This is a genomic window from Haloarcula halophila (genome assembly GCF_029278565.1).
Classification (GTDB): domain Archaea; phylum Halobacteriota; class Halobacteria; order Halobacteriales; family Haloarculaceae; genus Haloarcula; species Haloarcula halophila.
Window position 1 is genome coordinate 1,158,957 of record NZ_CP119559.1, and the last position, 22,152, is coordinate 1,181,108.

At 63.5% G+C, this 22,152-nt stretch carries 24 protein-coding genes and 1 tRNA gene; 13 read left to right on the plus strand and 12 right to left on the minus strand.

What is annotated here, in order from left to right:
* Positions 1–21: 21 nt before the first annotated feature.
* The 4 genes from P0204_RS06105 to P0204_RS06120 are packed head-to-tail and all read right to left on the minus strand — an operon-like array spanning position 22 to position 2,489.
* A complete protein-coding gene (locus P0204_RS06105) occupies positions 22–663 on the minus strand; it encodes a 30S ribosomal protein S3ae (RefSeq protein WP_276222579.1) in 642 nt (213 codons plus the stop codon).
* Complete coding sequence (locus P0204_RS06110) at positions 656–898, minus strand: KEOPS complex subunit Pcc1 (RefSeq protein WP_276222580.1); 243 nt, start codon at positions 896–898, stop codon at positions 656–658. The genes P0204_RS06105 and P0204_RS06110 overlap by 8 nt, the downstream gene beginning before the upstream one ends.
* On the minus strand, positions 895–2,013 hold the full coding sequence (locus P0204_RS06115) for a hypothetical protein (RefSeq protein ID WP_276222581.1): 1,119 nt from the start codon (positions 2,011–2,013) through the stop codon (positions 895–897). The genes P0204_RS06110 and P0204_RS06115 overlap by 4 nt, the downstream gene beginning before the upstream one ends.
* Before the next feature lie 5 nt (positions 2,014–2,018).
* Positions 2,019–2,489 (minus strand): 30S ribosomal protein S15, encoded by a 471-nt coding sequence (locus P0204_RS06120; protein ID WP_276222582.1) that lies wholly within the window; start codon positions 2,487–2,489, stop codon positions 2,019–2,021.
* A 420-nt stretch (positions 2,490–2,909) separates the two neighbouring features.
* On the opposite strand from P0204_RS06120, the gene P0204_RS06125 reads away from it, so the two are divergent.
* Positions 2,910–4,712 (plus strand): DUF7289 family protein, encoded by a 1,803-nt coding sequence (locus P0204_RS06125; RefSeq protein WP_276222583.1) that lies wholly within the window; start codon positions 2,910–2,912, stop codon positions 4,710–4,712.
* A 96-nt stretch (positions 4,713–4,808) separates the two neighbouring features.
* Here the strand turns inward: P0204_RS06125 and P0204_RS06130 are convergent, their stop codons facing one another.
* From P0204_RS06130 to P0204_RS06150, 5 genes are read right to left on the minus strand one after another with little or no spacing between them, the layout of a single operon-like run.
* The gene (locus P0204_RS06130) at positions 4,809–5,585 is read right to left on the minus strand and encodes a DUF7289 family protein (protein WP_276222584.1); all 777 of its coding nucleotides are present in this window, start codon (positions 5,583–5,585) and stop codon (positions 4,809–4,811) included.
* Positions 5,578–6,015: a DUF7266 family protein gene (locus tag P0204_RS06135; RefSeq protein WP_276222587.1), complete on the minus strand. Its 438-nt coding sequence runs from the start codon at positions 6,013–6,015 to the stop codon at positions 5,578–5,580. Before P0204_RS06135 ends, P0204_RS06130 begins: the two co-directional genes overlap by 8 nt.
* Positions 6,012–6,962, minus strand: a complete 951-nt coding sequence (locus tag P0204_RS06140; RefSeq protein WP_276222589.1) for a DUF7261 family protein — start codon at positions 6,960–6,962, stop codon at positions 6,012–6,014. Before P0204_RS06140 ends, P0204_RS06135 begins: the two co-directional genes overlap by 4 nt.
* Complete coding sequence (locus tag P0204_RS06145; protein ID WP_276222590.1) at positions 6,950–7,534, minus strand: DUF7288 family protein; 585 nt, start codon at positions 7,532–7,534, stop codon at positions 6,950–6,952. The genes P0204_RS06140 and P0204_RS06145 overlap by 13 nt, the downstream gene beginning before the upstream one ends.
* Position 7,535: 1 nt before the next feature.
* Positions 7,536–8,078 carry a DUF7287 family protein gene (locus tag P0204_RS06150; protein WP_276222592.1) on the minus strand — a complete coding sequence of 181 codons (543 nt, stop codon included), beginning with the start codon at positions 8,076–8,078 and terminating at the stop codon, positions 7,536–7,538.
* Between the two features lie 255 nt (positions 8,079–8,333).
* Between P0204_RS06150 and P0204_RS06155 the strand changes: the two genes are divergently transcribed.
* Positions 8,334–8,405, plus strand: a tRNA-Ala gene (locus P0204_RS06155).
* A gap of 94 nt (positions 8,406–8,499) precedes the next feature.
* On the opposite strand, the gene P0204_RS06160 is transcribed toward P0204_RS06155, so the two are convergent.
* A complete protein-coding gene (locus P0204_RS06160; RefSeq protein ID WP_276222594.1) occupies positions 8,500–9,450 on the minus strand; it encodes a mechanosensitive ion channel family protein in 951 nt (316 codons plus the stop codon).
* Between the two features lie 170 nt (positions 9,451–9,620).
* Between P0204_RS06160 and P0204_RS06165 the strand changes: the two genes are divergently transcribed.
* Complete coding sequence (locus P0204_RS06165) at positions 9,621–10,985, plus strand: bifunctional metallophosphatase/5'-nucleotidase (protein ID WP_276222596.1); 1,365 nt, start codon at positions 9,621–9,623, stop codon at positions 10,983–10,985.
* 48 nt (positions 10,986–11,033) lie between these two features.
* Here the strand turns inward: P0204_RS06165 and P0204_RS06170 are convergent, their stop codons facing one another.
* Complete coding sequence (locus tag P0204_RS06170) at positions 11,034–11,624, minus strand: thioredoxin family protein (protein ID WP_276222598.1); 591 nt, start codon at positions 11,622–11,624, stop codon at positions 11,034–11,036.
* Between P0204_RS06170 and P0204_RS06175 the strand changes: the two genes are divergently transcribed.
* On the plus strand, positions 11,623–11,829 hold the full coding sequence (locus P0204_RS06175; protein ID WP_276222599.1) for a hypothetical protein: 207 nt from the start codon (positions 11,623–11,625) through the stop codon (positions 11,827–11,829). The genes P0204_RS06170 and P0204_RS06175 overlap by 2 nt on opposite strands.
* 24 nt (positions 11,830–11,853) lie before the next feature.
* Here P0204_RS06175 and P0204_RS06180 read toward each other — a convergent pair whose 3' ends face one another.
* The gene (locus P0204_RS06180) at positions 11,854–12,186 is read right to left on the minus strand and encodes a hypothetical protein (RefSeq protein ID WP_276222600.1); all 333 of its coding nucleotides are present in this window, start codon (positions 12,184–12,186) and stop codon (positions 11,854–11,856) included.
* Between the two features lie 129 nt (positions 12,187–12,315).
* On the opposite strand from P0204_RS06180, the gene P0204_RS06185 reads away from it, so the two are divergent.
* The 9 genes from P0204_RS06185 to P0204_RS06225 all read left to right on the plus strand — a co-directional run bounded on the left by P0204_RS06185 (position 12,316) and on the right by P0204_RS06225 (position 21,947).
* Complete coding sequence (locus P0204_RS06185) at positions 12,316–12,810, plus strand: Lrp/AsnC family transcriptional regulator (RefSeq protein ID WP_276222602.1); 495 nt, start codon at positions 12,316–12,318, stop codon at positions 12,808–12,810.
* Positions 12,807–13,952, plus strand: a complete 1,146-nt coding sequence (locus tag P0204_RS06190) for a pyridoxal phosphate-dependent aminotransferase (protein ID WP_276222604.1) — start codon at positions 12,807–12,809, stop codon at positions 13,950–13,952. The genes P0204_RS06185 and P0204_RS06190 overlap by 4 nt, the downstream gene beginning before the upstream one ends.
* A gap of 200 nt (positions 13,953–14,152) precedes the next feature.
* A complete protein-coding gene (locus tag P0204_RS06195; RefSeq protein WP_276222605.1) occupies positions 14,153–16,645 on the plus strand; it encodes a type II/IV secretion system ATPase subunit in 2,493 nt (830 codons plus the stop codon).
* Complete coding sequence (locus P0204_RS06200) at positions 16,642–18,687, plus strand: type II secretion system F family protein (RefSeq protein WP_276222607.1); 2,046 nt, start codon at positions 16,642–16,644, stop codon at positions 18,685–18,687. The genes P0204_RS06195 and P0204_RS06200 overlap by 4 nt, the downstream gene beginning before the upstream one ends.
* Positions 18,688–18,705: 18 nt before the next feature.
* Positions 18,706–19,212, plus strand: coding sequence for a DUF7287 family protein (locus tag P0204_RS06205; protein WP_276222609.1), 507 nt, complete (start codon positions 18,706–18,708; stop codon positions 19,210–19,212).
* A complete protein-coding gene (locus P0204_RS06210) occupies positions 19,206–19,808 on the plus strand; it encodes a DUF7288 family protein (protein WP_276222611.1) in 603 nt (200 codons plus the stop codon). Before P0204_RS06205 ends, P0204_RS06210 begins: the two co-directional genes overlap by 7 nt.
* Positions 19,802–20,722, plus strand: coding sequence for a hypothetical protein (locus P0204_RS06215; RefSeq protein ID WP_276222613.1), 921 nt, complete (start codon positions 19,802–19,804; stop codon positions 20,720–20,722). Before P0204_RS06210 ends, P0204_RS06215 begins: the two co-directional genes overlap by 7 nt.
* Positions 20,719–21,183 (plus strand): DUF7266 family protein, encoded by a 465-nt coding sequence (locus P0204_RS06220; RefSeq protein WP_276222614.1) that lies wholly within the window; start codon positions 20,719–20,721, stop codon positions 21,181–21,183. Before P0204_RS06215 ends, P0204_RS06220 begins: the two co-directional genes overlap by 4 nt.
* Positions 21,183–21,947, plus strand: coding sequence for a DUF7289 family protein (locus P0204_RS06225; protein WP_276222616.1), 765 nt, complete (start codon positions 21,183–21,185; stop codon positions 21,945–21,947). The genes P0204_RS06220 and P0204_RS06225 overlap by 1 nt, the downstream gene beginning before the upstream one ends.
* Positions 21,948–22,152 lie beyond the last annotated feature (205 nt).

A 22,152-nucleotide genomic window follows, 5' to 3' on the forward strand; every position in this document is an offset into this window, starting at 1 on the left:
GAAAAAGTGTGTTCGGGCGGATTAGCTCTCGACTTCGACGTCTTCCTCGTCGACGTCGACGGAGGTTTCCTCTTCGGCTGCGACTTCCTCGGGCCGGGCTTCCAGCGTCGTCTTCTGGATCTCGACGCGGCGCAGGGGGTAGATGTCCTTCGCCTCGCCGTAGATGGCCGAGGAGAGACGGCCTTCGACGACGCTGTCGATGACCTCTTCGAAGGTCCGGTCTTTGGCCGTCTCCTCGACGAGGTCGATCATCGTGCGGCGGATCGCCTTCTCCTGGGAGGCGTCGGCCTTCTTGGTCGTGACAGCGACCGGCTGGATCTGGACACGGTAGTCGTCCGTGGTCAGTACGGTGATGAAGGCCTCGACCTTCGAGGAGCCACGGCGCACGAGCGAGCGCAGGTAGTCCCGCGTGAGCTCGTGTTTGGTGAACTCGGTGTACGCCGAGTCCGAGGCGACCTCGTTGATCTTGAAGGTCAGCTTCGTGTTGTTCTCGCTGGCGTCGTTCTGGAGTTCGCCCAGCGTGGTCTCGATGGTGCGACCGAGCACCTTGTCCGGTTCGTCTGCTGTGGTCTCACCGAGTACCTCCCGGTCGAACTGCTCGGGAGCGTAGACGGTGTACCACCGTTTCTGCTGTTTGCGCTTGGAGACGCTTCGTTCACTCATGGTTTGTGTCGTGTGTCGGTTGGTCGGAAAGCTGTGCTGCAACCCGGAGGTTGACGACGTAGTCGTCGACGGTCGCCTGGAGGCCACCGATCGACTCCCGATCGATGGTGGTCACTACGGTGTCGCCCTCGACGCGTGTCCGCATCTCGTCGGTGTTGTCCGGCCGGAGCGCGGCCGCGATCCGTTCTGCGACCGCGGGCGTGCCGTGGGTCGTACGGATCTCGGCGTCGTTCATACTGCCTCCCGGAACGCTTCGATGAGGTCGGCCGTCGACACGTCGAACCGTGCCCGCGCACGGGTCGTCGTCCCGACCGCCTCGCCGTCGACTGTGGCCGCCGCCGCGTCCATCGCGGCAGCGACGTCACGGCCGTCCGTCGCCCGAGCAGCGGCGTGGCCGTCGGTGACGACCAGCGTTACGGGCTCGGGCGAGCGGTACTGCGAGAGCAGTCGGGCGACGGTTCCGATCGGCATCTCGTCGCCGCGGGCGACGAAGAGGCCCTCGTAGCGGCCGGTCGTGACCGTCTGGACGGCCTCGTGAGCACGGTTCGCGTGACGGCGCCAGGCGGCCACTGCGTCCTCGCGGACCCCGTCGTGCCCGAGCGCGAGCGCGACGGCGGTACCTGGCTGTTCCCGCCCGACAGTATCGAGCACGTCCGCGTAGCCGCCGACCGTCTCGAAGGGGCCGCCGACGTAGGGTCGGAGCGCCCGCTGGACGGCCTCGGCGGCGCGTGGCGAGGCGTCTTCGGCGTCGGTGACGGCGAGTGCGGTAAGCGAGGCGACGCGCCGGTGGTCGTCCTCGCTCAGGTCGTCCGGGAGGTCGAGCGACGCCAGCGCGGCCCGTGCCGCGTCGGAGTCACCCGAGAAGGGAGCCGAGAGCAGCGTCGAGTGGGCCAGCCCGTCGGCCAGGTCCGTCGCCGGGACGGCGACGCCCGGTCGGCGGGTCACGCCGGCCTGCTCGGCGGCTTCGGCGATTCGGCTGTCGGTGTCGCCGGCCGCGATCGTCCCGGCAAGCGCCAGCGTCGGGCTGGCGGTCACGCCGAGTTCGCGGGCGGCCTCGAAGGCCGTCGGCGCGATCCGATCGCGGACGGTGTGATCCGCAGCCGTGTACTGGCGGCCGAGTGCGACGGTGACGTCGGCGTCGGTCGACCGGTCGGGGTCGGCGAAGGGGCCGACGGCGCTTGCCTGGAACGGCGTCCCGCCGTCGGCCAGTGCCCGCGCCAGCACACCGGTACCGGCGAGCGCATCGCCGGTGACGCCGCTGACGAGACGGACGAACGTCGCGTCGGCGAGCGCCGTGGCGATATCACTCGGGATGGTGGCCGACGCGTCGTCCCGACCGGTCGTCGACATCGTGGTTACTCCAGTCCGAGGGCTTCGACGGCGTTGTCGTAGCTGTAGGTGAACTCCTCGTCGATCTCGTCACCGCGGTAGTAGTCGATGAGCCGGCGGATCTTCGACTGCGTGTTCTGGAGCGCACGCTTGTTCTGGTAGTCCGTCGGGTTCTCGTCCATGTGGTCACGGAGGCGCACGGCCCGTTCGAGGAGGCTCCGGAGGTCCTCGGGGAACTCCGGTTCGGCCTCGTTGTCCTCCAGGATCTCGGTGACCTTCTTGCCGGTCGCGAGTTTGACGTTCGGGACGGGAGTGCCCTGGACGCCCTCGTCGCGCAGTTTCAGGCCGATCTCGCTGGGCGAGTGGCCCTGTTCGGCGAGTTCGACAACGCGATCCTCGATGGCATCGGCGTCGACGTCGCTCCACTCCGGGGGTTCGTCTGCCGCCGGCTTGTCCGAGTCGGACGAGCCACGGCGGCGTGTATGCATTCGTGCCATAGTTGTGTTGGAACTGCACGAACCGCTCGTCGCTACCGGTCGCGAGGCGTATTGGCACCGTCCGGTGCCGAACACGGCCGCAATCCCGAGCCGTGGAAGCCCACGGCGTGTCAGATTTGCGGTCGTGCTGTTCCCGTCCGACGTTGGTCTACCGACGCGTATAACGGTTACTACTCGCTTCGAACAGACTGTCCCGGGACAAGCGACGACGGGAGTGGTGGGACCGGGCCGGCCGTCGGCGGACAGCGAACGAACCTGTCGGCGCGACGGATCGGCCACAAATATCATATGTGAAAACTGGATAGGTAGGAGTATCCATACGCGAACACGAGTCAGGACAATGGGGTCACGAGAGCGGGTCGCTGTGGGCGGTTGTCGGGACAGCACGACCGACACAGCGTCGACGGAGCGTGAGGTATGGTGAGCAACCCACCAGGAATCGGGAAGCGGGGCCAGAGCAGTCCGCTCGGTGTCATTCTCATCCTCGCGATCGTCGTCAGCGGCACCGCGCTGACAGTCGCACTCGGAGCGGAAGCGTTCGGCTCGACACAGAATCAACTGTCGATAGAGCGTGCCGAGAAGTCGATGACGCAACTGGACTCGCAGGCGGCGATGGTCGCCCTCGGGAACTCCCAGGTCCAGGAAGTGTCACTCGCCACGTCGTCGGGCGACAGCTATCGCGTCGCGGAGAACACCGGCTGGATGGACGTCACCTACACGAACCTCACCGGTGGGGGGTCGACGACGATCATGAACGAGTCGATGGGTGCGATCGTCTACGACAACGACGACCGTGAGATCGCCTATCAGGGCGGGGGAGTCTGGCGATCCGACGGCGAGAACAACGCCGTGATGGTGTCGCCGCCGGAGTTCCACTACCGGGAGGCGACGCTGACACTCCCGCTAGTGACTGTCTCGGGTGACGAATCGATCGACGGCCGAGCCGTCATCAGCCGCAACACGTCCCAGGCGTACTTCCCCAACGAGTCGACCAACGGTAACTTCACGAACCCGCTGGAGCGCAGCGAGGTCGAGGTGACCGTCCAGAGCGACTACTACCGGGCCTGGGGGACCTTCTTCGAGCAGCGGACGACGGGCAACGTCAGCTACGATCATCCCAACAGCCGCGTGACCGTCGACCTCGTCACGCCGCTACAGGCCAGCGACGTCAACTCGGCGGCCGCGAGCCTGGCCGCCAGCGGGACCTTCGAGGTCAACGGTGCGGCAAAGAGCGTCTGTCGGGCCGACACCTACACTGACAGCTACAACTCCTCGGGGACGAGCGACGACTACTGTAGCCAGACGCCGGGCAACAAGGGTGACGTCATCTACGGGAACGATATCGACATCAGCAGCGGGTCCGGTGGCGACAACTTCTACGGCTCGCTGGTCTCGGGCGGGACCGTCAAGGTCGGCAACGGCGGCGGTAAACCCGACGTCGGCGGCGACATCAACTACACGACGGCCTGCCAGCCGAGCATCGCCGACTGTCAGTCCAGGATCACGACGGCGAGCGGGACCGTCAACCAGATCGACGGAATCCAGAAGCGCGGCGCGCTCGATTATCTCATCCGGAGTACAGTCGAGGAGGCCGACGACAGCAACGGCAACGGGGGAACGAGTAGTATCTCCGGTGACACGCTCGATTACGGCGCCGCGGGCCCGTCCGACGAGGTCACTATCGGGCCGGGTAACTACTATCTGGACCGGATCGACGCCTCCGGCAAGGAGATCTACTTCGATACGACGAGCGGGAACGTCACGCTCTCGGTGCGGGAGTACATCCACCTCGTCGACAGCGACATCGAGGTGCTGGGCGACGGCGTGGTGTTCGTCTACGTCGAAGGCGCCGGCCCACACACCGAAGACCTCTACTTAGACAAGGATTCGGCGATCACCAACGCCGGCGACGACGCGAACCAGTTCCGTATCTTCGGCCAGGCCAACTTCACGGGCCGGATCGGCTCCGGCGGCGGCGGGAGCGACCCCGCCAAGTACGTCGGCGTCATCTACGCGCCGCCGGGCAACGGCGGGACCGGCGACGTGAACCTCGACTTCGGCGAAGTGTACGGTGGGTTGGTCACCGGGACGACGACGATCAACAAAGGGTCGATCCACTACGACGAAGCACTCCGTGAGAAACAGACCCTGACTCGCGGTGACGACGTCGTCCGGGTCACGTACCTGCATATCTCGACCAACCGCGTCAACGTCACCAGCTGAGATCGGCGTTTACGGGTCGGCTCCGACGTTTTTGCCTCCGTCTCCGGGGACGACGTGAACCGGCCGACTGCCGAGTCACCGATCGAGCCTTCCGGCTTACCGCTCGATGTCGAGAGCGATGTCGTAGGCCGGAACGAGGAGCCGTTCCAGTGAACTACCGCTGCCGAGAGTACATCTGACGAACGGGTCGTCGCTGGCGTCGGTCCCCTGGATGCAGTTGCTGAACCCTTCGGCCTCCAGTGCGGTCTCCCAGTGGTTCCGCCGGGGCGACGTGACGTTGACGTAGACCTCGTCGTAGTCGTCGTCACTACTGCTGTCGTCCGTCTCGGCGATAGGGACCGTCGTCTCGACCATATCGGCCCGCACCAGCGCCGTCGATCCGCCAACGCTCGTCCGCCCCGGGGACACCGTCGCCACGATCGGGACCAACACGCGGTCGGACTGGACGACGAGGGGCGGGTCCCGGACGACGAGTCCGCCGTCACGTTGCGTCCGGAACACCGCGCCGCCCTCGTAGACGAGTCGGCGGTCGTCGCCGGCCTCGTAGACGAGCGGACGGACCGCACGCGTGACGGTGACGTCACCGCTTGGCCCGTCGGTCGCGGTAACGTTGATCGTCACGTTGTCGCCCGTGTACAACTCTACTCCCTGGAGACTGATCTCGGTCGCCCGGCTCGGCGCGCCCCGCTGGTAGATGTCGGCCATGTTCTCCGAGAGGACGTCGAAGGCGCGCTCGGCGTTGTTGAGTTGCTCGGCGTCGCGAGCGTCCTGAAGCGTCTGGACGCCCGAGACGGAGACGAACACGATCGAGGTCAGGATGATCACAAACACCAGCGTGAAGCTCAGCACCTCACTCGCGCCCCGATCAGCCATTGGACACCTCCAGGTCACCGCTGGTGGTGTTCCTGACCGTGACGGCTCCCCCGTCGACGGTCGAGGACGACAGCGACGTCCGGAGGTCCACGGGGAGCGTCACCACGATGTCGGGGTTGTTCATCGAGAGGACCAACTGCTGGCTCGCGGGATCGAGTTCGATGTCGTAGGTCCGGCCGGTAAGGCGCTCCGGGAACGTCTGCTCGATCCGGACCGTCGTCGATCCGTCACCGGCGACGACGAGTCGGTCCGCCCGCTGGAGGTCGGCGTTGATCTGCTCGCCGATGACACGCAGTTCCGAGCGGACGACCTGCTCCTGCTGGCCCTCGACGAAGCTGGTCCCCGAGAACAACAGTCCCGTCACCAGCAGCGACGCGATCGCGATACTCAACACGTAGTTGAGCGTCGACGAGACTGCGCGGTCGGTCATGCCGGCTCACCCGGTGCGACCCGGACCTCGGTCTCGTAGGTTATCGACGAGCCGTCGTAGCGGTAGGTGACAGTGACCGCGTAGATCCCGTGTCGAGTGCCGGGATCGTCCGTCCCGATGCCACTCGTCAGGTTCCCGTTCGTGTACTCGTCCTGGTCGACGACCAGCGAGTAGTTCCCGCTGACGAGGTGGCTGTTGTTGTACTCGATGTCGTACCCGCTACCGACGCCCTCGCCGAACGCGAGCGGCGCGCACGGTTCGCCGCCGACGCGACCGCCCGTGAGATCGATGTCGACGGGACCGCCGGTCGGCGATGCGGTACAGACGCCAGACTCGCCGCCGAACTCTCTGACGCCGACCGCAATGTCACCGGAGGCCTGTTCGGTGACGTTGACTCGCCAGGTATCCGACCCGTCGGTGACGTTCAGCCGGAACTCGTCGGTCTTCGTCCCGCCGAAGTTGGCACCACCGGCAGTATTGGCGTCGTATATCCGCATCGTGTACGCCCGGGCGTTGACACCGGTAGCGACGGTCCAGTTGTCCGTCGAAGCCGCGCCTCTGAACTCCGAACCACCACTGGCGTTGTCGACGATCCGTGTCCCGTGTGTGTATGCCGGCCCCGAGACGGTGACGATCCGTCCACTGACCGACTGCTGTCTCGTAACTGCCTGGGAGACGTTGTCGACACTCGTGGCGACACTGCTGTTGAGAGCCGGCTCTGTGGAGCTGTTGTACGTGTTCGCGTTGGTCACGGCACGGCCGACGGACTGCTCGACGCTGTGACGGAGTAGTAACGCGTCGTCGCTCCCCGCTGTCTCCCCGCGGCTCGCGAGGTTCTCGGTGAAGATCGCCGCGTTGACCACCAACGCAAGCGCGATGAACGTCACCGCCAGCGCGAACGCCGCGATCAGGATGATCTGGCCGCGGTCGTCGCTCAGATCCGCCACGTGATCACCTCCACACGGACGACGTTGTAGACGTTCCCACCGGTGTCCTGCATGTAGAAACTCGTCGCGTTGGTCACGCCCGATCCCGGAATCGGTTCCTCGCTGGCCGAGTACAGCGGGTCGTCGTCGGTGATCGTGACGGTCCGACTCGTCACGACGGCGTTGTCGCTCGGAACCCCCTGATCGACCAGTGGTCGTCGGAGCGACTCGCCGTCCGGTTTCTGGAAGACGATCCGGACGTTGTACGAGATGCTCCGGTCGTCGAACGAACGCGAGAGCATCCGCCCGAAGGTCGTGTTCGGCGGGCCGTTGGTGTAGTATCCGATGTCGCTCGTCCCGTGGAACCGCTCCGAGGAGTTGTTCCAGAAGAGGACCGTCGATTTCAGCGCCCCTTCCTCGGCAGCAGCCGACAGGATGCCGTTGGTGACCGACCGCTGCTGGTTCTCGATATGCTGGCTGGACGTACTCGCCGACAGCGGCGTCACTGCAGTCGTCTGGAGCGCGAAGATGATACTGCTCAACAGTAGCAGGCCCGCGACGACCGCTTCCAGCGTATGTGCTTGTCCGCGCATGTTACCACATCACCACTTCGACGGTGACTGCTTCACCGTGGAGTGAGACGACCCGCGTCGCCGTCACCGAGTCGGCGTTCGTCTTCGGTGCCTGGTCGCCAGCGGCGAGCGTCACGTCGTTCGTCCCGGTACAGCCGCTGTCGGTCTCGGCGAGCGCAGCGGCGCTGTCGTCCCAACACAGGCGGTCCGATCCCGGATCGGGGTCGGCCGAGACGTTACCGATGACCGTGACGTTGACGTTCTCCCGGGGAGCGATCCCCACGCGTTCGTTCGTCGTCGAGCCGGCGAAGTGACAGCCACCCGGTGTCGTGCCGTCGAAGAACGCGACGGCACACTCCCGGTCCCAGACGTTGGGCTCCGACGGCGACCCCAACAGGCCAAGTGCCAGGTCGTCGGCGACGCGGTTGGCCGTGACTGTCTCCGACGGCGTCCCGTCGGTAAACGTCGTCAGGATCCCTGGAACGAACAGGTAGACGAAGAGAACGATGGCGAGGAAGAGGCTGATTCCGACTGCGAAATCGAGCGTCGTCTGTCCACGACTCATCGGAGAACCCAGTGTATTTGACCCTGCTTCATGTTTCAGACCCCGAAGTATGTCCACGACCGGTGATGACCAATCAACTGTCGGGACGCTGCAAACGGTTGTAGCGAACAAGAGGCCCCCCTGATTTAGCTATTCTGGCCGTGATCTTACAATTGATAATTGGACGTTTCGGGCGCGAGGTTGCGTGCTACTCTCCCTGATACCCCGATCACTTCGATGGGTTTAATTGCCGTGCCAGGATATCCTGGGATGCGAGGGCTCGTAGATCAGGGGTAGATCACTCCCTTGGCATGGGAGAGGCCCCGGGTTCAAATCCCGGCGAGTCCATCTTCTTCGGTCACTCCATTCCGCAGTCGATGGACGCGCCGAACGTCGCAAACGCTTCGTGTTGGCTCACGAGAAACCGGTACGCCGACCGTCGTCAGCGGTTCCGGCCGATCGGGAACTTGATCCGGTCGGGGTCGTCGTTGAACGCCCCCAGGATCCGCTCGTACAGTTCGTTTCGGACCCGCTGTCCCCGTTTCGGGTGGACGAGATACCGCAAGCGCAGTTCGACCCAGGACTCCTCCTGTACCACGTTGACAGTCGGTCGATCCCGCACTTCCAGTTCCACGGGCGTCTCGGCCAGTCGCTCGCGGTAGCGCTGGATTCGTGCGGCCATTTCGTCGCCCAGGAACTCGTCGGCTTCCCGCTGCATCGTCGCGGTCGCGTAGTCCAGTTCCGTCTCGTAGGCCACCTGGATCGTGAGTTCGTTCCAGATGTAGGGGAACTCCTCGCGGGTGTAGTTCTTGACGTGCGAGGAGAGGACCACGCTGTTCGGCAGCGTGATGATCCGGCCGGAAGGCTGGTTCGAGGAGACGAGTTCGCCGTTGATCTCCCAGAGTGTCGTCACCAGGAACGACACCTCGACCACGTCGCCTTTCGAGGACTCGATGGCGACACGGTCCCCGACCTGGTAGGGTCGCTTGATCATGATGTACAGCCAGCCGATCAGCGAGAACAGGGGTTGCTGAAGTGCGAACGTCACCGCGAACCCGACGACGCCCAGCGAGAACAGCAGGCCCAACCACTGCTCGGTGACGACGCCGAGTGCCGCGGCGACGCCGGCGACCCCGAACGCGAGTCGAAAGACGTTCTTCGCGTCGTGGCGCCGGCGCTTGTCCGGCGTATGACGATCGAAGGCCGTCAGCGCCAGCCGATAGCAGCCGTAGGTAACGAAGACGACAGCCAGTATCGAGAGGCCCCGCACGAGGACGAACGAGACGGCGATCCCCTCGACGGTGCCCCCGACTCCGAACCGCTGGACTGCGGCGATACCGGCACTGCAACACAGTGCGAGGACGAGCGACAGATACCCGAGTGGGCGACTCACATCAGAGTCCTCGTGAGGCCCGTACAAAACGATGGGGCACGACCGCGGGACTGGCTGTCCGGCAAGCGTGGCCGATACGTCCGTGCTGTCGTCCCGTCTCGTGCTCCCGAGCGGTTCGGCGCGTCCGCAGTTCCGACGGATTCATACCCGTGCTGGCGCATCTATCGGCAGTGTCTCTGACCCTCCTCCACTACTCCGATATCGAGACGGCACTCGACGACCCCGAGCGATGCGCGCGCCTGGCCGGCGCGATCGACGAACGCCGCGGTGCCGACACCGTCGTCGTCGGTACCGGGGACAACACCGCGCCGGGGGCGCTCCCGCTTGCGACCGACGGCCGGATCGCACTGGAGTTCTTCGAGGCGGTCGAGCCCGACGTCGATACCTTCGGGAACCACGACTTCGATTTCGGCGTCGAGACGGCCCGCGAACTGGCCGGGTCGGCACCACAGAGCTGGCTCTGTGCGAACGCGACCCTCGACGGCGAGCGCTTCGCCGCCGCCGAGACGGTTCCACACACGGTCGTCGAGACCGAACAGTACCGCGTCGGCGTCGTCGGGGTCGCTCATCCCGAGACCGACGAGATCAATCCCGCCGCCGACGCCGTCGACTTCCACGATCCGGTCCCTGCCGTCCGGGAGTCGGCCGCTACGCTCCGCGAGCGCGATGTGGACTTCGTCGTCGTCGCCTCCCACTGTGGCGAAGGCGACAGCCGTATCGCCCGCGAGACCGACGTAGACGCTGTTCTGGGCGGGCACGTCCACGACGTCCACGTCGAGACGGTCGCCGACACCGTCGTCGTCCGGCCGGGTCGTGCTGCACGGTACGTCTCCGTGGTCCAGTTGGGAACGGGTACCGAGGTGGCCGTCCACGAGATCGGTGACGACCACCGCCACGACGGGCTCGCGGCGACGCTCGCGGACCGCCTCGCGACGACCGGTCTGGACGAGGTGGTCGCGACCGTCGCCGAACCGATCGAACTGACCGAGGAGGCCGTCACGGTCGCCGAGAGCCGGGCGGGGAACTTCGTCACCGACGCGCTCCGCTGGCGCGCCGGGGCCGACGTCGCCATCAGCCCGACCGGCGCGCTCAGGTCGGGCGACCCGCTGGCCGGGGAGGTGACCGTCGCGGACCTGATCGGACTCGCCCCGTACCGGGACGATCTGACGCTGGTCGAACTCTCCGGGGAACGGCTGCGTTCGGCGCTGGCTGCGGTCCCGGTCGGTGCACACAACGACGCGTTCCCGCGGCGGTTCTGCAGCCACCTCAGCGGCGCTCGTATCGTCTTCGACGACGAAGCCGACGAACTCCGGTCGGCGACCGTCGACGGCGAACCGATCGACCCCGAGGCGACCTACACGCTCGCCGTCGCGGAGTACCTCGTCGAGACCGACCACGTCGTCGGCGTCTTCGGACCCGACGACGTCGTCGAGCGCTGTGGGGTCGCACACGACGCGATCGTCGAGTCCGCCCGCGAGGGCGGGATCGATCCCGACGTCGGCGACCGGATCGAACGGCCGACGCTCGACCACTGAGAAGCGCCGTCCCTAGCCTCGCTCCGCACTCCGGGCCGTCGCGCCGGCCTACGCATCCCAGTACTCGGGCTCGTTGCCCTCGCGCCACTTGATCGAACAGCCACGGGAGGGGCGTTCGGAGGCGGTGATCTCCTCGCCGGCGAGCAACGTCTCGACGTGGCCGGCCATCTCGCGCTCCGTGGGTTCGTCGTCGGGGTTCGTCGCGTCGTCCAGCCGGCCGTGGTAGGCCAGTCGGAAAGTGCCGTCGTCGTTGTCGAACAGGAACGGATCGGGCGTACACCGAGCGCCGTAGGCCGCCGCGACAGTCTGGTCCTCGTCGAAGAGATACGCGTCGTAGTCGATCGTCCCGTCCTCGACCAGGTCCTGCATCCGCTCGAAGGAGTCCTCGGGGTACTGTTCTGGGTCGTTGGAGTTGATCCCCACGACCGCGAGGTCGTCGTACGCCGCGGCCAGGCGGTTGAGTTCGTCGAACTTCGCTTTCGCGTACGGGCAGTGGTTACAGGTGAACACGACCAGCAGCGCCTCGCGATCGGCGAAGTCGGCAAGCGACCGGGGCTCGCCGTCGGTATCGAGCAGTTCGAAGTCCGGTGGGGCGTCGCCGTGCTGGAGTACGTCCGAGTCGGAATCGAGTTCGACCATGGTGGGTCCGGCTACGGGCGTCGGCGTCAAAAACCGCGTGGCTCCGGAGTCGCTGGGGTCCGGTACCACGCCAGGGTGGGTCCGACCGGAGGACACCGGCGGTCAGGCCGGCACCAGTCTGCCGAGACCGATCGACACGACTCCGACGCTCAGCCGCGACTGTGAGTTCGGGACCGCGGGGTCGTCACTGGCCGGCCAGCGGTGAAACCCGTCGCCGTTCACCCCGCTCTCAGTTTCCTGTCTGGAGGTGCTTGACGACGGCGTCGTCGAATGCGCTCGCCGCCTGGTACACCTCGCTGTCGGTGTCGACGGAGAACGTCGCCTCTTCGCCCTCCGGGTCGTCTTTCGTCAGGAGGCCGATGTCGACGATATCCTCCAGGGTCCCGTCGAGGTACAGCGTCTTCAACGGGACGCCGGCGGCATCGCTGAGTTCGGTCTTGGTGTACGCTTCCTCTGGGTCCAGTCGGAGCGCGGCGTCGATGACGGCTGCTGACTCGTCGTGGCGTGCGACGTGTGCCCACCCGGAATCGGTATCAGGGCGCTGTGTGCCCTTGTCGTACATCGTCGGTGTCGATGGACGCCACCGTGGTAAAGCCTCCGTCATCCTCGCGGCTGTGGGCGAGACGCCGTGTCTGACAGGCATTCACACGACGGAGCAAGGTTTTTGTCCGCCACCGCCCGCCGTCTCTGTATGAGTAGCCGCCGAGAGATTCTCGAACTCCTCCGGGAGAACGCCCGGTACACCACCGAAGACATCGCCCACATGACCGGCCAGTCGGCCGACGAGATCGAGTCGGCCATCGAGGAACTAGAGGAGGCCGGCGTCATCCGTGGCTACCAGGCTGTCGTCGACTGGGAGGCGGTCGAGACCGACGAGGAGCGGGTCCGCGCGACCGTCGAACTCAACGTCACCCTCGACCGGGAGACCAGTTACGCCGACATCGCCGACCGGATCGCCAAGTTCCCCGAGGTGACCTCGCTGCGGTTGATCAGCGGCGACTACGACTTCGATCTGGAGGTCGAGGGCGACTCAATGCGTGAAGTATCACACTTCATCAGCAACAAGATCGCCCCCATCCCGGAGATCACCCAGACGGTCACCCACTACGTGATGGACTCCTACAAGGAGCGAGGGGTGCGCTTCGACGACCGGGACGACGACGATCGACTCTCGGTCTCGCCATGACCTTCGAGCCGTCCGCCCGCGTCGAGTCGGTGCCGCCGTCGGGAATCCGACGGTTCTTCGAGTTGGCCGAGGAGATGGACGACATCATCTCGCTGGGGGTCGGTGAACCCGACTTCTCGGCACCCTGGGCGGCCCGTGAGGCGGCGATCGCCTCGCTCGAACAGGGGAAAACGTCCTACACGGCAAACCGCGGCAAGCGTGAACTCCGCGAGCGGATCGCCGACTACGAGGCGGCCGAACACGCCCTCACCTACGACCCCGACGAGGAGATCCTGGTGACCGCCGGTGCCAGCGAGGGGATCGATCTGGCGTTCCGAGCGTTGCTGGACCCGGGAGACGCCGTCGCGGTCGCACAACCGTGTTACGTCTCCTACGTCCCGGGAGTGACATTCGCCGGCGGCGAAGTCATCGATGTCCCGACGCGCGTCGAAGACGAGTTCAAACTCACTCGCGAGGTGCTGGAGGCCTCGGGTGCGGCCGACGCCGAGGCGCTCATCTACTGCTACCCGAACAACCCCACTGGGGCGACGATGACCGGAGACGAACTGCAGGAGGTCGCGGCGTTCTGTCGCGAACACGACCTGCTCGTCTTCGCCGACGAGATCTACGCCGATCTGACCTACGAACACGACCACACCTCCATCGCGACGCTGCCGGGGATGCGCGAGCGGACGGTCGTGTTCAACGGCTTCTCGAAGGCGTTCGCGATGACCGGCTTCCGACTGGGGTACGCGATGGCGCCGCCCGAGGCGATCACGGCGATGAACCGCATCCACCAGTACACGATGTTGTCGGCGCCGACGACGGCACAACACGCAGCGATCGAGGCCTTGGACAACTGCCGGGCGGAGGTCACCGAGATGGCGACCCAGTACAACCGCCGACGGAAGTTCATCCTCTCGCGGTTCGCCGAGATGGGGCTGGACTGTTTCCCCGCGGCGGGCGCGTTCTACGCGTTCCCCGAGTGTCCGTGGGACGACGCCGAGGCGTTCGCCGAGGCGCTGCTCGAAGACCAGGGCGTCGCGGTCGTCCCGGGTAATGCCTTCGGCGCCGGTGCCGAGGGCCACCTGCGGGTGTCGTACGCGACCGGCATGGCGGACCTGAAGACGGCGATGGACCGGATCGAAGCGTTTCTCGACTGAGTGCCGCGCGTCGCCCGGTCACAGGTTGCCGCTACCCCTCTAATTATCAGTAATAAAATTCGACCCGAAACCTTCAGTACAGATGGTACTGTAGCGTTGCTACATCATGTCAGGGAGTGTCGGTCTCCGGGACGACCAGCCAGTCGTGGCACAGACCGGTGCCGGAAAGTTTTTTCACCTCCACGAAGGGATGAATTACAATGGCAATTGAGGACACAGATGGGGCAGTCGACAACATAGGGGATGTCGACAATCGGGATGCTGCCGTGGGTGAGTACACGTGGGACGATTTCAGACAGGAATACCACGGCGGCGGACGCTTCGACCGGAGCGAGTATCTCGGATTCGAGCCGCGGTATCTCGAACAGTTGATCGAGGACGGGGGTGCCGTCGCGAAGACGATCAGGGAGCCGTTGGACGCCTCCCTCGATCCCGACGTGACGCCGGTCGCGAAAGACCGGTACAGTTGGGAACATTTCAAGCGCGAATACCACTACAAGGGCGGCGAACCGCCGGCGAACACGGCCGACGCGGAACCGTTCGACGGCGAACAGTACCTCGGATTCGCTCCCGACGACACCCAGGACCGTGTCGATGAGGCCGGGCGTATCGGGACGGCCCTGGCCGAATACGTCGACGAACACACCGTCGACGTCAACGAAGAACTGGACGAAGACGAGTTCTTCTCGACTCGGGAGGGGTATACGACCGTCGTCAACCGATACGATCTGGAAAAGTCCGTCCCGGAGAACAAGAAATCACACTTCCGCGAGATCGAACGCTACTGGGTGAACAAACCCTACGCGTGTGTTGTTATCTTCCACTCCCGGAAGGAAAACGAGAAGAAGTACTACGTCATCGAACCACATCTCAACCCGATCGAAAACGACCTCAAGGAGTTCCTCTCGCGGAAGCTCAAGACAGCGATCAAATACTCCGAGGACGACGTTATCGTCCAGGGATCGACCGAGGACCGAGCACAGGTCATCCAGCGTGAAGCGGAGGATCTGCTCTCCCGGTACGACCTCTACGACGGCACTGTCTCCAGTGGGACCGGTGAAGGCGGTGGGATGTTCGACCAGTTCAAGGCGATGCTCGGGATGGGTCCCGACACCGAGCAGACCAGCGGCCAACTCACCGGGCTGTCGACGCGTCCGGAGCCGAAGATCCTCGAAGACGACCCGGCGACACTCAACGAGTACCAGGTCGAGAAACTGCTGTACGAACTCAAGCGGAACTTCGTCGGCTACGCACGCATCGACCCGGTCAAACACGACATCAACGTCGAGGACATCTCCTGTGACGGCTACAACTCGCGTGTGTTCGCCTACCACACCGACTACGAGCAGATCATCTCCAACGTCGAACACGGCGAGCAGGAACTGGACGACTTCGTCGTCAAACTCGCCCAGCGGTCGGGGAAGGGTATCTCGAAACGCCAGCCCCAGGTCGACGCGACCCTCCCGGACGGCTCACGTGCTCAGTTGACCCTGGGACGGGAGGTCTCGGACCACGGGACTAACTACACCATCCGTCAGTTCAAGGACGTCCCGTTCACGCCGATCGATCTGATCAACTGGAACACGTTCAGTCTGGACGAGATGGCGTTTCTCTGGCTCTGTATCGAGAACCACAAGTCGCTCATCTTCGCCGGGGGTACTGCCTCGGGGAAGACGACGAGCCTGAACGCCGTCTCGCTGTTCATCCCCTCGAACTCCAAGATCGTCTCCATCGAGGACACCCGCGAGGTCGAACTCCCCCAGCGCAACTGGGTCGCGAGCGTCACCCGACCGTCGTTCGGCCAGGACGACACCGGCGACGTCGACGAGTTCGACCTGCTGGAGGCCGCGCTCCGCCAACGACCCGACTACATCGTCATGGGTGAGATCCGTGGGGAAGAGGGGCGAACCCTCTTCCAGGTCATGTCAACGGGTCACACCACCTACACCACCTTCCACGCCGACTCGGTCGGCGAGGTCATCAAGCGGTTCACGACCGAACCGATCAACGTCTCGAAGACGCTGTTTACGGCGCTGGATCTGGTCTCGATCCAGACCCAGACCCGTGTCGACGGCAACAAGGTCCGGCGGAACAAGTCCCTGACCGAGATCAACGAGTACTCCGCGGAGAACGACGAGATCAACGTCCGTGACGTCTACGAGTGGCGTGCCGAGACCGACGAGTACATCCAGATGGGCAACTCCAACACCCTCGAAGAGGTCAAGTTCGACCGCGGGTGGACCCAGGAGAAACTCGACGAGGAACTGTTCAAGCGCAAGGTCGTCCTGGCGTATCTCATCGAGCAGGGGCTGAACACCTACACCGAGGTCGCCGCGACCATCCAGGCGTTCATCAACGATCCGGATACCATCCTCACGCTCATCGCGAACGGGCAACTCGAACTCTCGCTTGAGGACCTCCGGGAGATGGAGTCGGTGCAGATCGATATCGATCCGGAGAAAGAGGAGATGGTTCCGCGACCGGAGGCACCCGAGGAGATGCTCGAAGAGAGCAAGGACATCCTCGACAACGCACAGCCGCTGTTCGATCAGTTCATGAGCCGCGAGACGCCCGATATCGTTTCGGCGCTGATGGACGGCGACACCCTCCAGGAGGACGAAGAGGAAGAGGAAGACGAGGTCGACTTCGGTCAGTTCGTTCCCAAAGCTGGCGCGGAGGCTGACGACGGATGAGTCTCGATACCCGGGGGCAACAACAGCTAAGTGACAACGGGACGCTGGGGGACACCTTCTACCCGGCATACCAGATGCTGTTCGACGAGGACAGCGACTTCGTCGGCAGCGTCGAGAAGAAACTCTCCCAGGCCCGGATGGCGGACAACGTCGAGATGTTCCTCGCCCGGGCACTCGCCGTCGGTATCATCTCCGGTATCGCGTTGTGGCTGCTCGGGACCTTTCTGGGCGTCGTCTTAGTCGAGTTGTTCTCGCTGACCGGCGAGGAACTGGAACTGCTCGGGATCACCGTCTCCGACTCGGTAGCGGGGATCATCAACATGCTGAAGATCCCGCTATTGATCCTGATTACGGGGTTGGTGTTCGGAGCGATCGGGTTCGCCATCGGCTTTGGATCGCTCGTCTCGATCCCGTATTTCAGGGCCAACGCCCGCGAGCGTGAGATCAACGTTCTGCTGTCCGATGCCGTCTCTTTTATGTACGCGCTCTCAGTGGGGGGACTGAACCAACTGGAGATCCTCCAGGCGATGGCACAGGCCGACGACACGTACGGTGAAGTCGCCCTCGAGTTCCAGTCGCTCGTCCTGGAGACGGAATACTTCGACACCGACTACCGGACGGCCGTCCGGAACCAGGCCCTAGAGACCCCGTCCGACGAACTCTCACAGTTCCTCACCGACATGCTCTCGATCATCAACTCCGGTGGGGACATGACCTCGTTCCTCGAAGACCAGAAGGAGAAACACATGCGGACCGCCCGCCAGGAACAGGAGAAGATGCTGGAGACCTTGGAGCTGTTCGGCGAGATGTACATGACCCTCTCGCTGTTCCCACTCTTGCTCATCATCATCCTCGTCATCATGTCGATGATGGGTAACGCCCAGCAGATGCTCATCTACGGGACGGTCTACGTCCTGATCCCGTTGGTCGGCGTCGGCTTCCTCGTCCTCACGTCGACGGTCACCCAGGACTCGATCGGTGACGGCTACCTGCGGCCCAACTCCGGCGAGGAGGACATCGTCGTCGACGAAGGTGTCGGCGTGTTCAACCTCGGCCTCGTCGAGCGCTACACCGGTGAGTTCAGTGTCTTCGATCGGATCAAGAGCCGGGAAGGGACCTACGAACTGGTCGGAATCCTCGCGGAGCCACACTACTTCTTCCGTGACCACCCGCTGTTGGTGCTCGGGCTGACGATCCCGATCTCGATCGTCGCGGTCGTCGCCGCCGTCCTCCTCGGGTTCGCCCCGCTCCAACTGGAGGGTCCCGGCGGGTTCATCCAGAACCCGGTCCGGTCGACGTTCTTCTGGGTGTACATGCCGATGTACATCAACTTCCTTCCGTTGACGATCTTCTACGAATGGAACCAACGTTCGCGAAACGCCATCGTCAACAACCTCTCGGAAAACCTGCGGAAACTCGCCTCGGCAAACGATACAGGGATGACGCTGCTTGAATCGATCAAGGTCGTCTCCGAGACCTCCTCGGGTAAGCTCTCCGAGGAGTTCGAGACGATCCACGCGAAAGTCAACTACGGGACCAGTCTGAAACAATCACTCAGGGAGTTCAACAACAAGTACCACGTCCCACGGCTGGCCCGGACAGTGAAACTGATCGCGGAGGCACAGGAAGCCTCCAGTCAGATTCAGGACGTCCTGTCGACGGCCGCACAGGCCTCCGAGAACCAGGACGACATCGATCGGGACCGAAAGTCCCGAACGCGGATGCAAGTTGTCATTATCCTTATGACCTATCTCACGCTGCTTGGAGTGATGGCCCTGCTGAAGACGCAGTTCCTCGACGTGATGTCCGGATTGGCAACCCAGGCGTCAGGATCGAGTAGTTCAGCCGCCGGTGGCGGGCAGTTCGGCGGGAACGTCGATACGGAGGCACTGTCGATGCTGTTCTTCCACGCGGTGACGCTCCAGGCGATCCTGTCGTCGTTCATCGCCGGATATATACGTGAGGTGAAAATAGCAGCGGGTGTTAAGTTCGCGGTCGTCCTCCAGACGATCGCACTCGCGGTGTGGATCGCGGTGGGATGACATCTGTTGGGTGGTTGTATGAACAATAGGGGACAAACGCCACAGGACTTCGCTGTCGGAGCGAGCATCTTGCTCCTCACGATCATCGGGACCTTCGTGTTCATTCAGGGCGGTGGGCTCTCAGTGTACGAAGACCCCGTGACAGCGATCGAACAGCCACAGGCCGACAGAGTCGCGTCGTACATCGTCGAGAACTACAGCGTCAGTGACAATCGGAATACGCTCCGCTACGACGAGCCAGGCGGGATCGACAGACTCCCGTCGGACCTCGGGGATCTCTCTTCACACGCGGGGGTCAACGTCTCGTCGGATAGACGGACAGATCCGACACTCAGCGTGAGTATCGTAAACAACTCGACGTTGCAGTCCGGAGAGCTCCGTCCGCACACCGGGGCAACAGATCTCGCGTGGGGTGCAGAGTACGACAACCAGACCGCCTCGACTGCGACGCGAGTTATCAGCCTCAACAACGACACAAACGACGTCTGTGACCCGATCTGTTGGTTGGTGGTGCGCGCATGGTGAGTGGCTCCCGTGGCCAGGCGTACACGCTCGAAGGCGTCTTGGCGGCGATCCTCGTGATCTCGGCGACGGTGTTCGGGATCACTTCGATCGACACGCGTGCCTGGGAAGACGGAACGAGAGAGGAAACCCGTCGGCTCGAAGCCCGGGCCGACGACCTATTGACTGTCAGCAAGAACACTGGCGCACTGGAAAACGCCGTGCTCTGCTACAATTCGGGCCGATCGCGCATCAACGGCAACAATTCGAGCAACCCGGCGGAGTTCGAGGAGATGCTCAACCTGACCTTCGACTCCCGGGGGAACCAGTACAACATATACTTCAACTACCTCAACGAGACCGGTGAGGAACGCGTCACGGAACTCGTCTCCGAGAACTCGCCCGCGAGTGCGAACCGCCCGTCGACAGGTGCCGCCACCGTGACACGGACCGTCGCGATAACCGACGACATGCGGGTCCGGACCAACAATGCGTCGAAATCGAACGCCTGTGGGAACGAGGGACCGAGTGTAGAGTCGATATCGAGTTTCTACATCCCCGATGCCGATGACAAGACACAACTGTACAATCTGGTGGAGGTGCGACTGATCGTATGGTGAGCGCTGCCGATTCCCGTGGCCAGTTGCTGCTCGTCGGCGGGATCGCGATCGCGATCGTGTTCCTGCTGTCGATCATTCTCACCAACAGCCTCGTCGTGACCTCGTATACGGCGACCCCCGAGAGCGCCGACCGGATCGAAGAAGTCGAGGACCGCGAAACGGCCGTTCAGCAAGACCTCACGACCATCGCGACGGCAGTCCGCAGCAACACGACGTTCTCGGACTACAACTCCTCGCTCAACGCGTCGCTGCGGAACTACACGCGGTATCGAACGCGGGTCAGCGGCTCACAGTCGGGTGTGTACATCAATGCGACGTTGAACAGGACGGCGTCAGAGGGGAACATCACGAGCCAAACGGGTTCGAGCCCAACCAACTTTCAACGACCAGATCCAAGCGGACCTGGTCCAGGTTATGACTGGACAATAGCCAACGACGTAGATCAAATAGTGCTGTTCAATCTCACACTATCCAATGTTATCGGTGGGCCATCGAATACGTTCACTATTGAAGTAACTGGTCAAGGTGGGAGCGGGAGTAGTTGGAGACTTGAAGCCGTACCATCCGGAGGGGATATTCGGATCGATACCACTACGGGAACAGATGTCTGCCCTTCGGGAACCAGCGATCCAGAGTTGAATCTGATTGCCGGCACCTGTAAAGGATCTAGTGGTCCTCCGGAGAATTTCACTACGTTTGAAGACACTTTGGATAAACCGTACAATATCGAGATTAGGAACGGAAACAAAGTCAATGATGGTAAGTACTGGTACGGTTCTACAGGTGAATTCCCGAGCACCAGTTACAATTCGGGCGATTACTCACCGTATCCAATCACTCCCGCCGTCGATCTCACCTACACCGGCCCACAGACCGGCTACAACCGCACCATCATGCTGGAGAACAGCACATGATTGGGTCGTTGTTCGCCGACACACGCGGTGTCTCGCCGGCGGTTACACAGGCGTTGACCATCGGCATCTCGACGCTCCTGGTCACCGGTCTGTTGATCGCCGGTGGGTCGCTGATCGAGGGACAGACCGAAAACGTCGCCCGCGAGGGCCTGATCGACATCGGTTCGGGTGTCGCAACCGATCTGGTCCGACTCGACCAGTTCAACACGTCGACGCTGAACTCCGACATCGAGTTCCGGTCGCGCTATCCCGAGCGCGTCGCCGGCGAGCAGTACCGGATCTCGCTCGTTCCGACGAGCAGCCAGACCAGAATCTACGTCAACTCGACCGTGGAAGATTACTCGACGGTCGTCCGGTTCGAGAACCAGAGCCGTATCTGTTCGGGGACCGCCGACGGCGGCGCGGTCACGGTCCGGTTCAACACGTCGAGTAGCGCACAGTGCATGGAGATCAGAGACTGATGATATCGAGATACGCTCCCGATGGGACCGGTCGCGCAGTGTCGGATCTAGTCGCGTTCACACTCGTCTTTAGCATCATCATCAGCTCGATCGGTTTTCTCACAGTCGGCGGGTTCACGGCGCTCGAAGGCGTCAGAGACGGCGCCGAAACGAACACTGCGGAAGCGACGATGGTCGGCTACGCGGAGACGCTATCCGACCACAGAAACGAGCGTGCGCCGCGGCGTGAGACGACGATCAAACTCCAGGGCCATTCACTCGCCCGCCAGCCGTCATCCTTTGTCGTCAACGTATCGGCCGTCCCAGGAAACGAGACGGTCTCGACAGGGGCACTCGTCAGGACGACCAGTAGCGACACGGAGTTAGTGTACACAAGCGGTGCGGTGTTCCGTGTCGAAGACAACGGTGGCGTCCGGGTCGTTCGCGCGCCACCGTTCCGTTGTGATGCCAACGGCGCTCATCTGTCGTTCGTACAGGTGATCGGCGATCTCAACCAGTCCTCCTCCGGTCGGGTGACACTCCGGAGTCAACTCCAGGACCGGTCGCTGTACTTCCCGAATCAAACGTCCGCATCCGCTGCGACAGACAACGGGACTGTCAGCGTCAACGTCAGCGGGACCGAGTATACGGACGCATGGAAACGGACGTTCGACCGCGATCTTGGCTGGACCGCTGTCAGTGGAACCGGCGGGACGTACGAATGTTCGGGAATCGAACAGGCCGTCGTCGAGAACACGTCGATCGATATCCAAGCGGTCTCCTGACCGCCACACGGGACGTGGGTAGAGTCGGACACGGGTTTCAGTGACCCAGTCGAGTTGTAACTGCAGTCGCTTCGTACCGAGTAAGCGACGATCGGTCCGATACGATCAGTCGATCGGTGGTGCTTCTACTCCAGCCGTCGATTCGCTGCTTCGAACGACGACGCCCGGACTACTCCCCACGGAGTTCTCACTCGCGGTGGGTCAT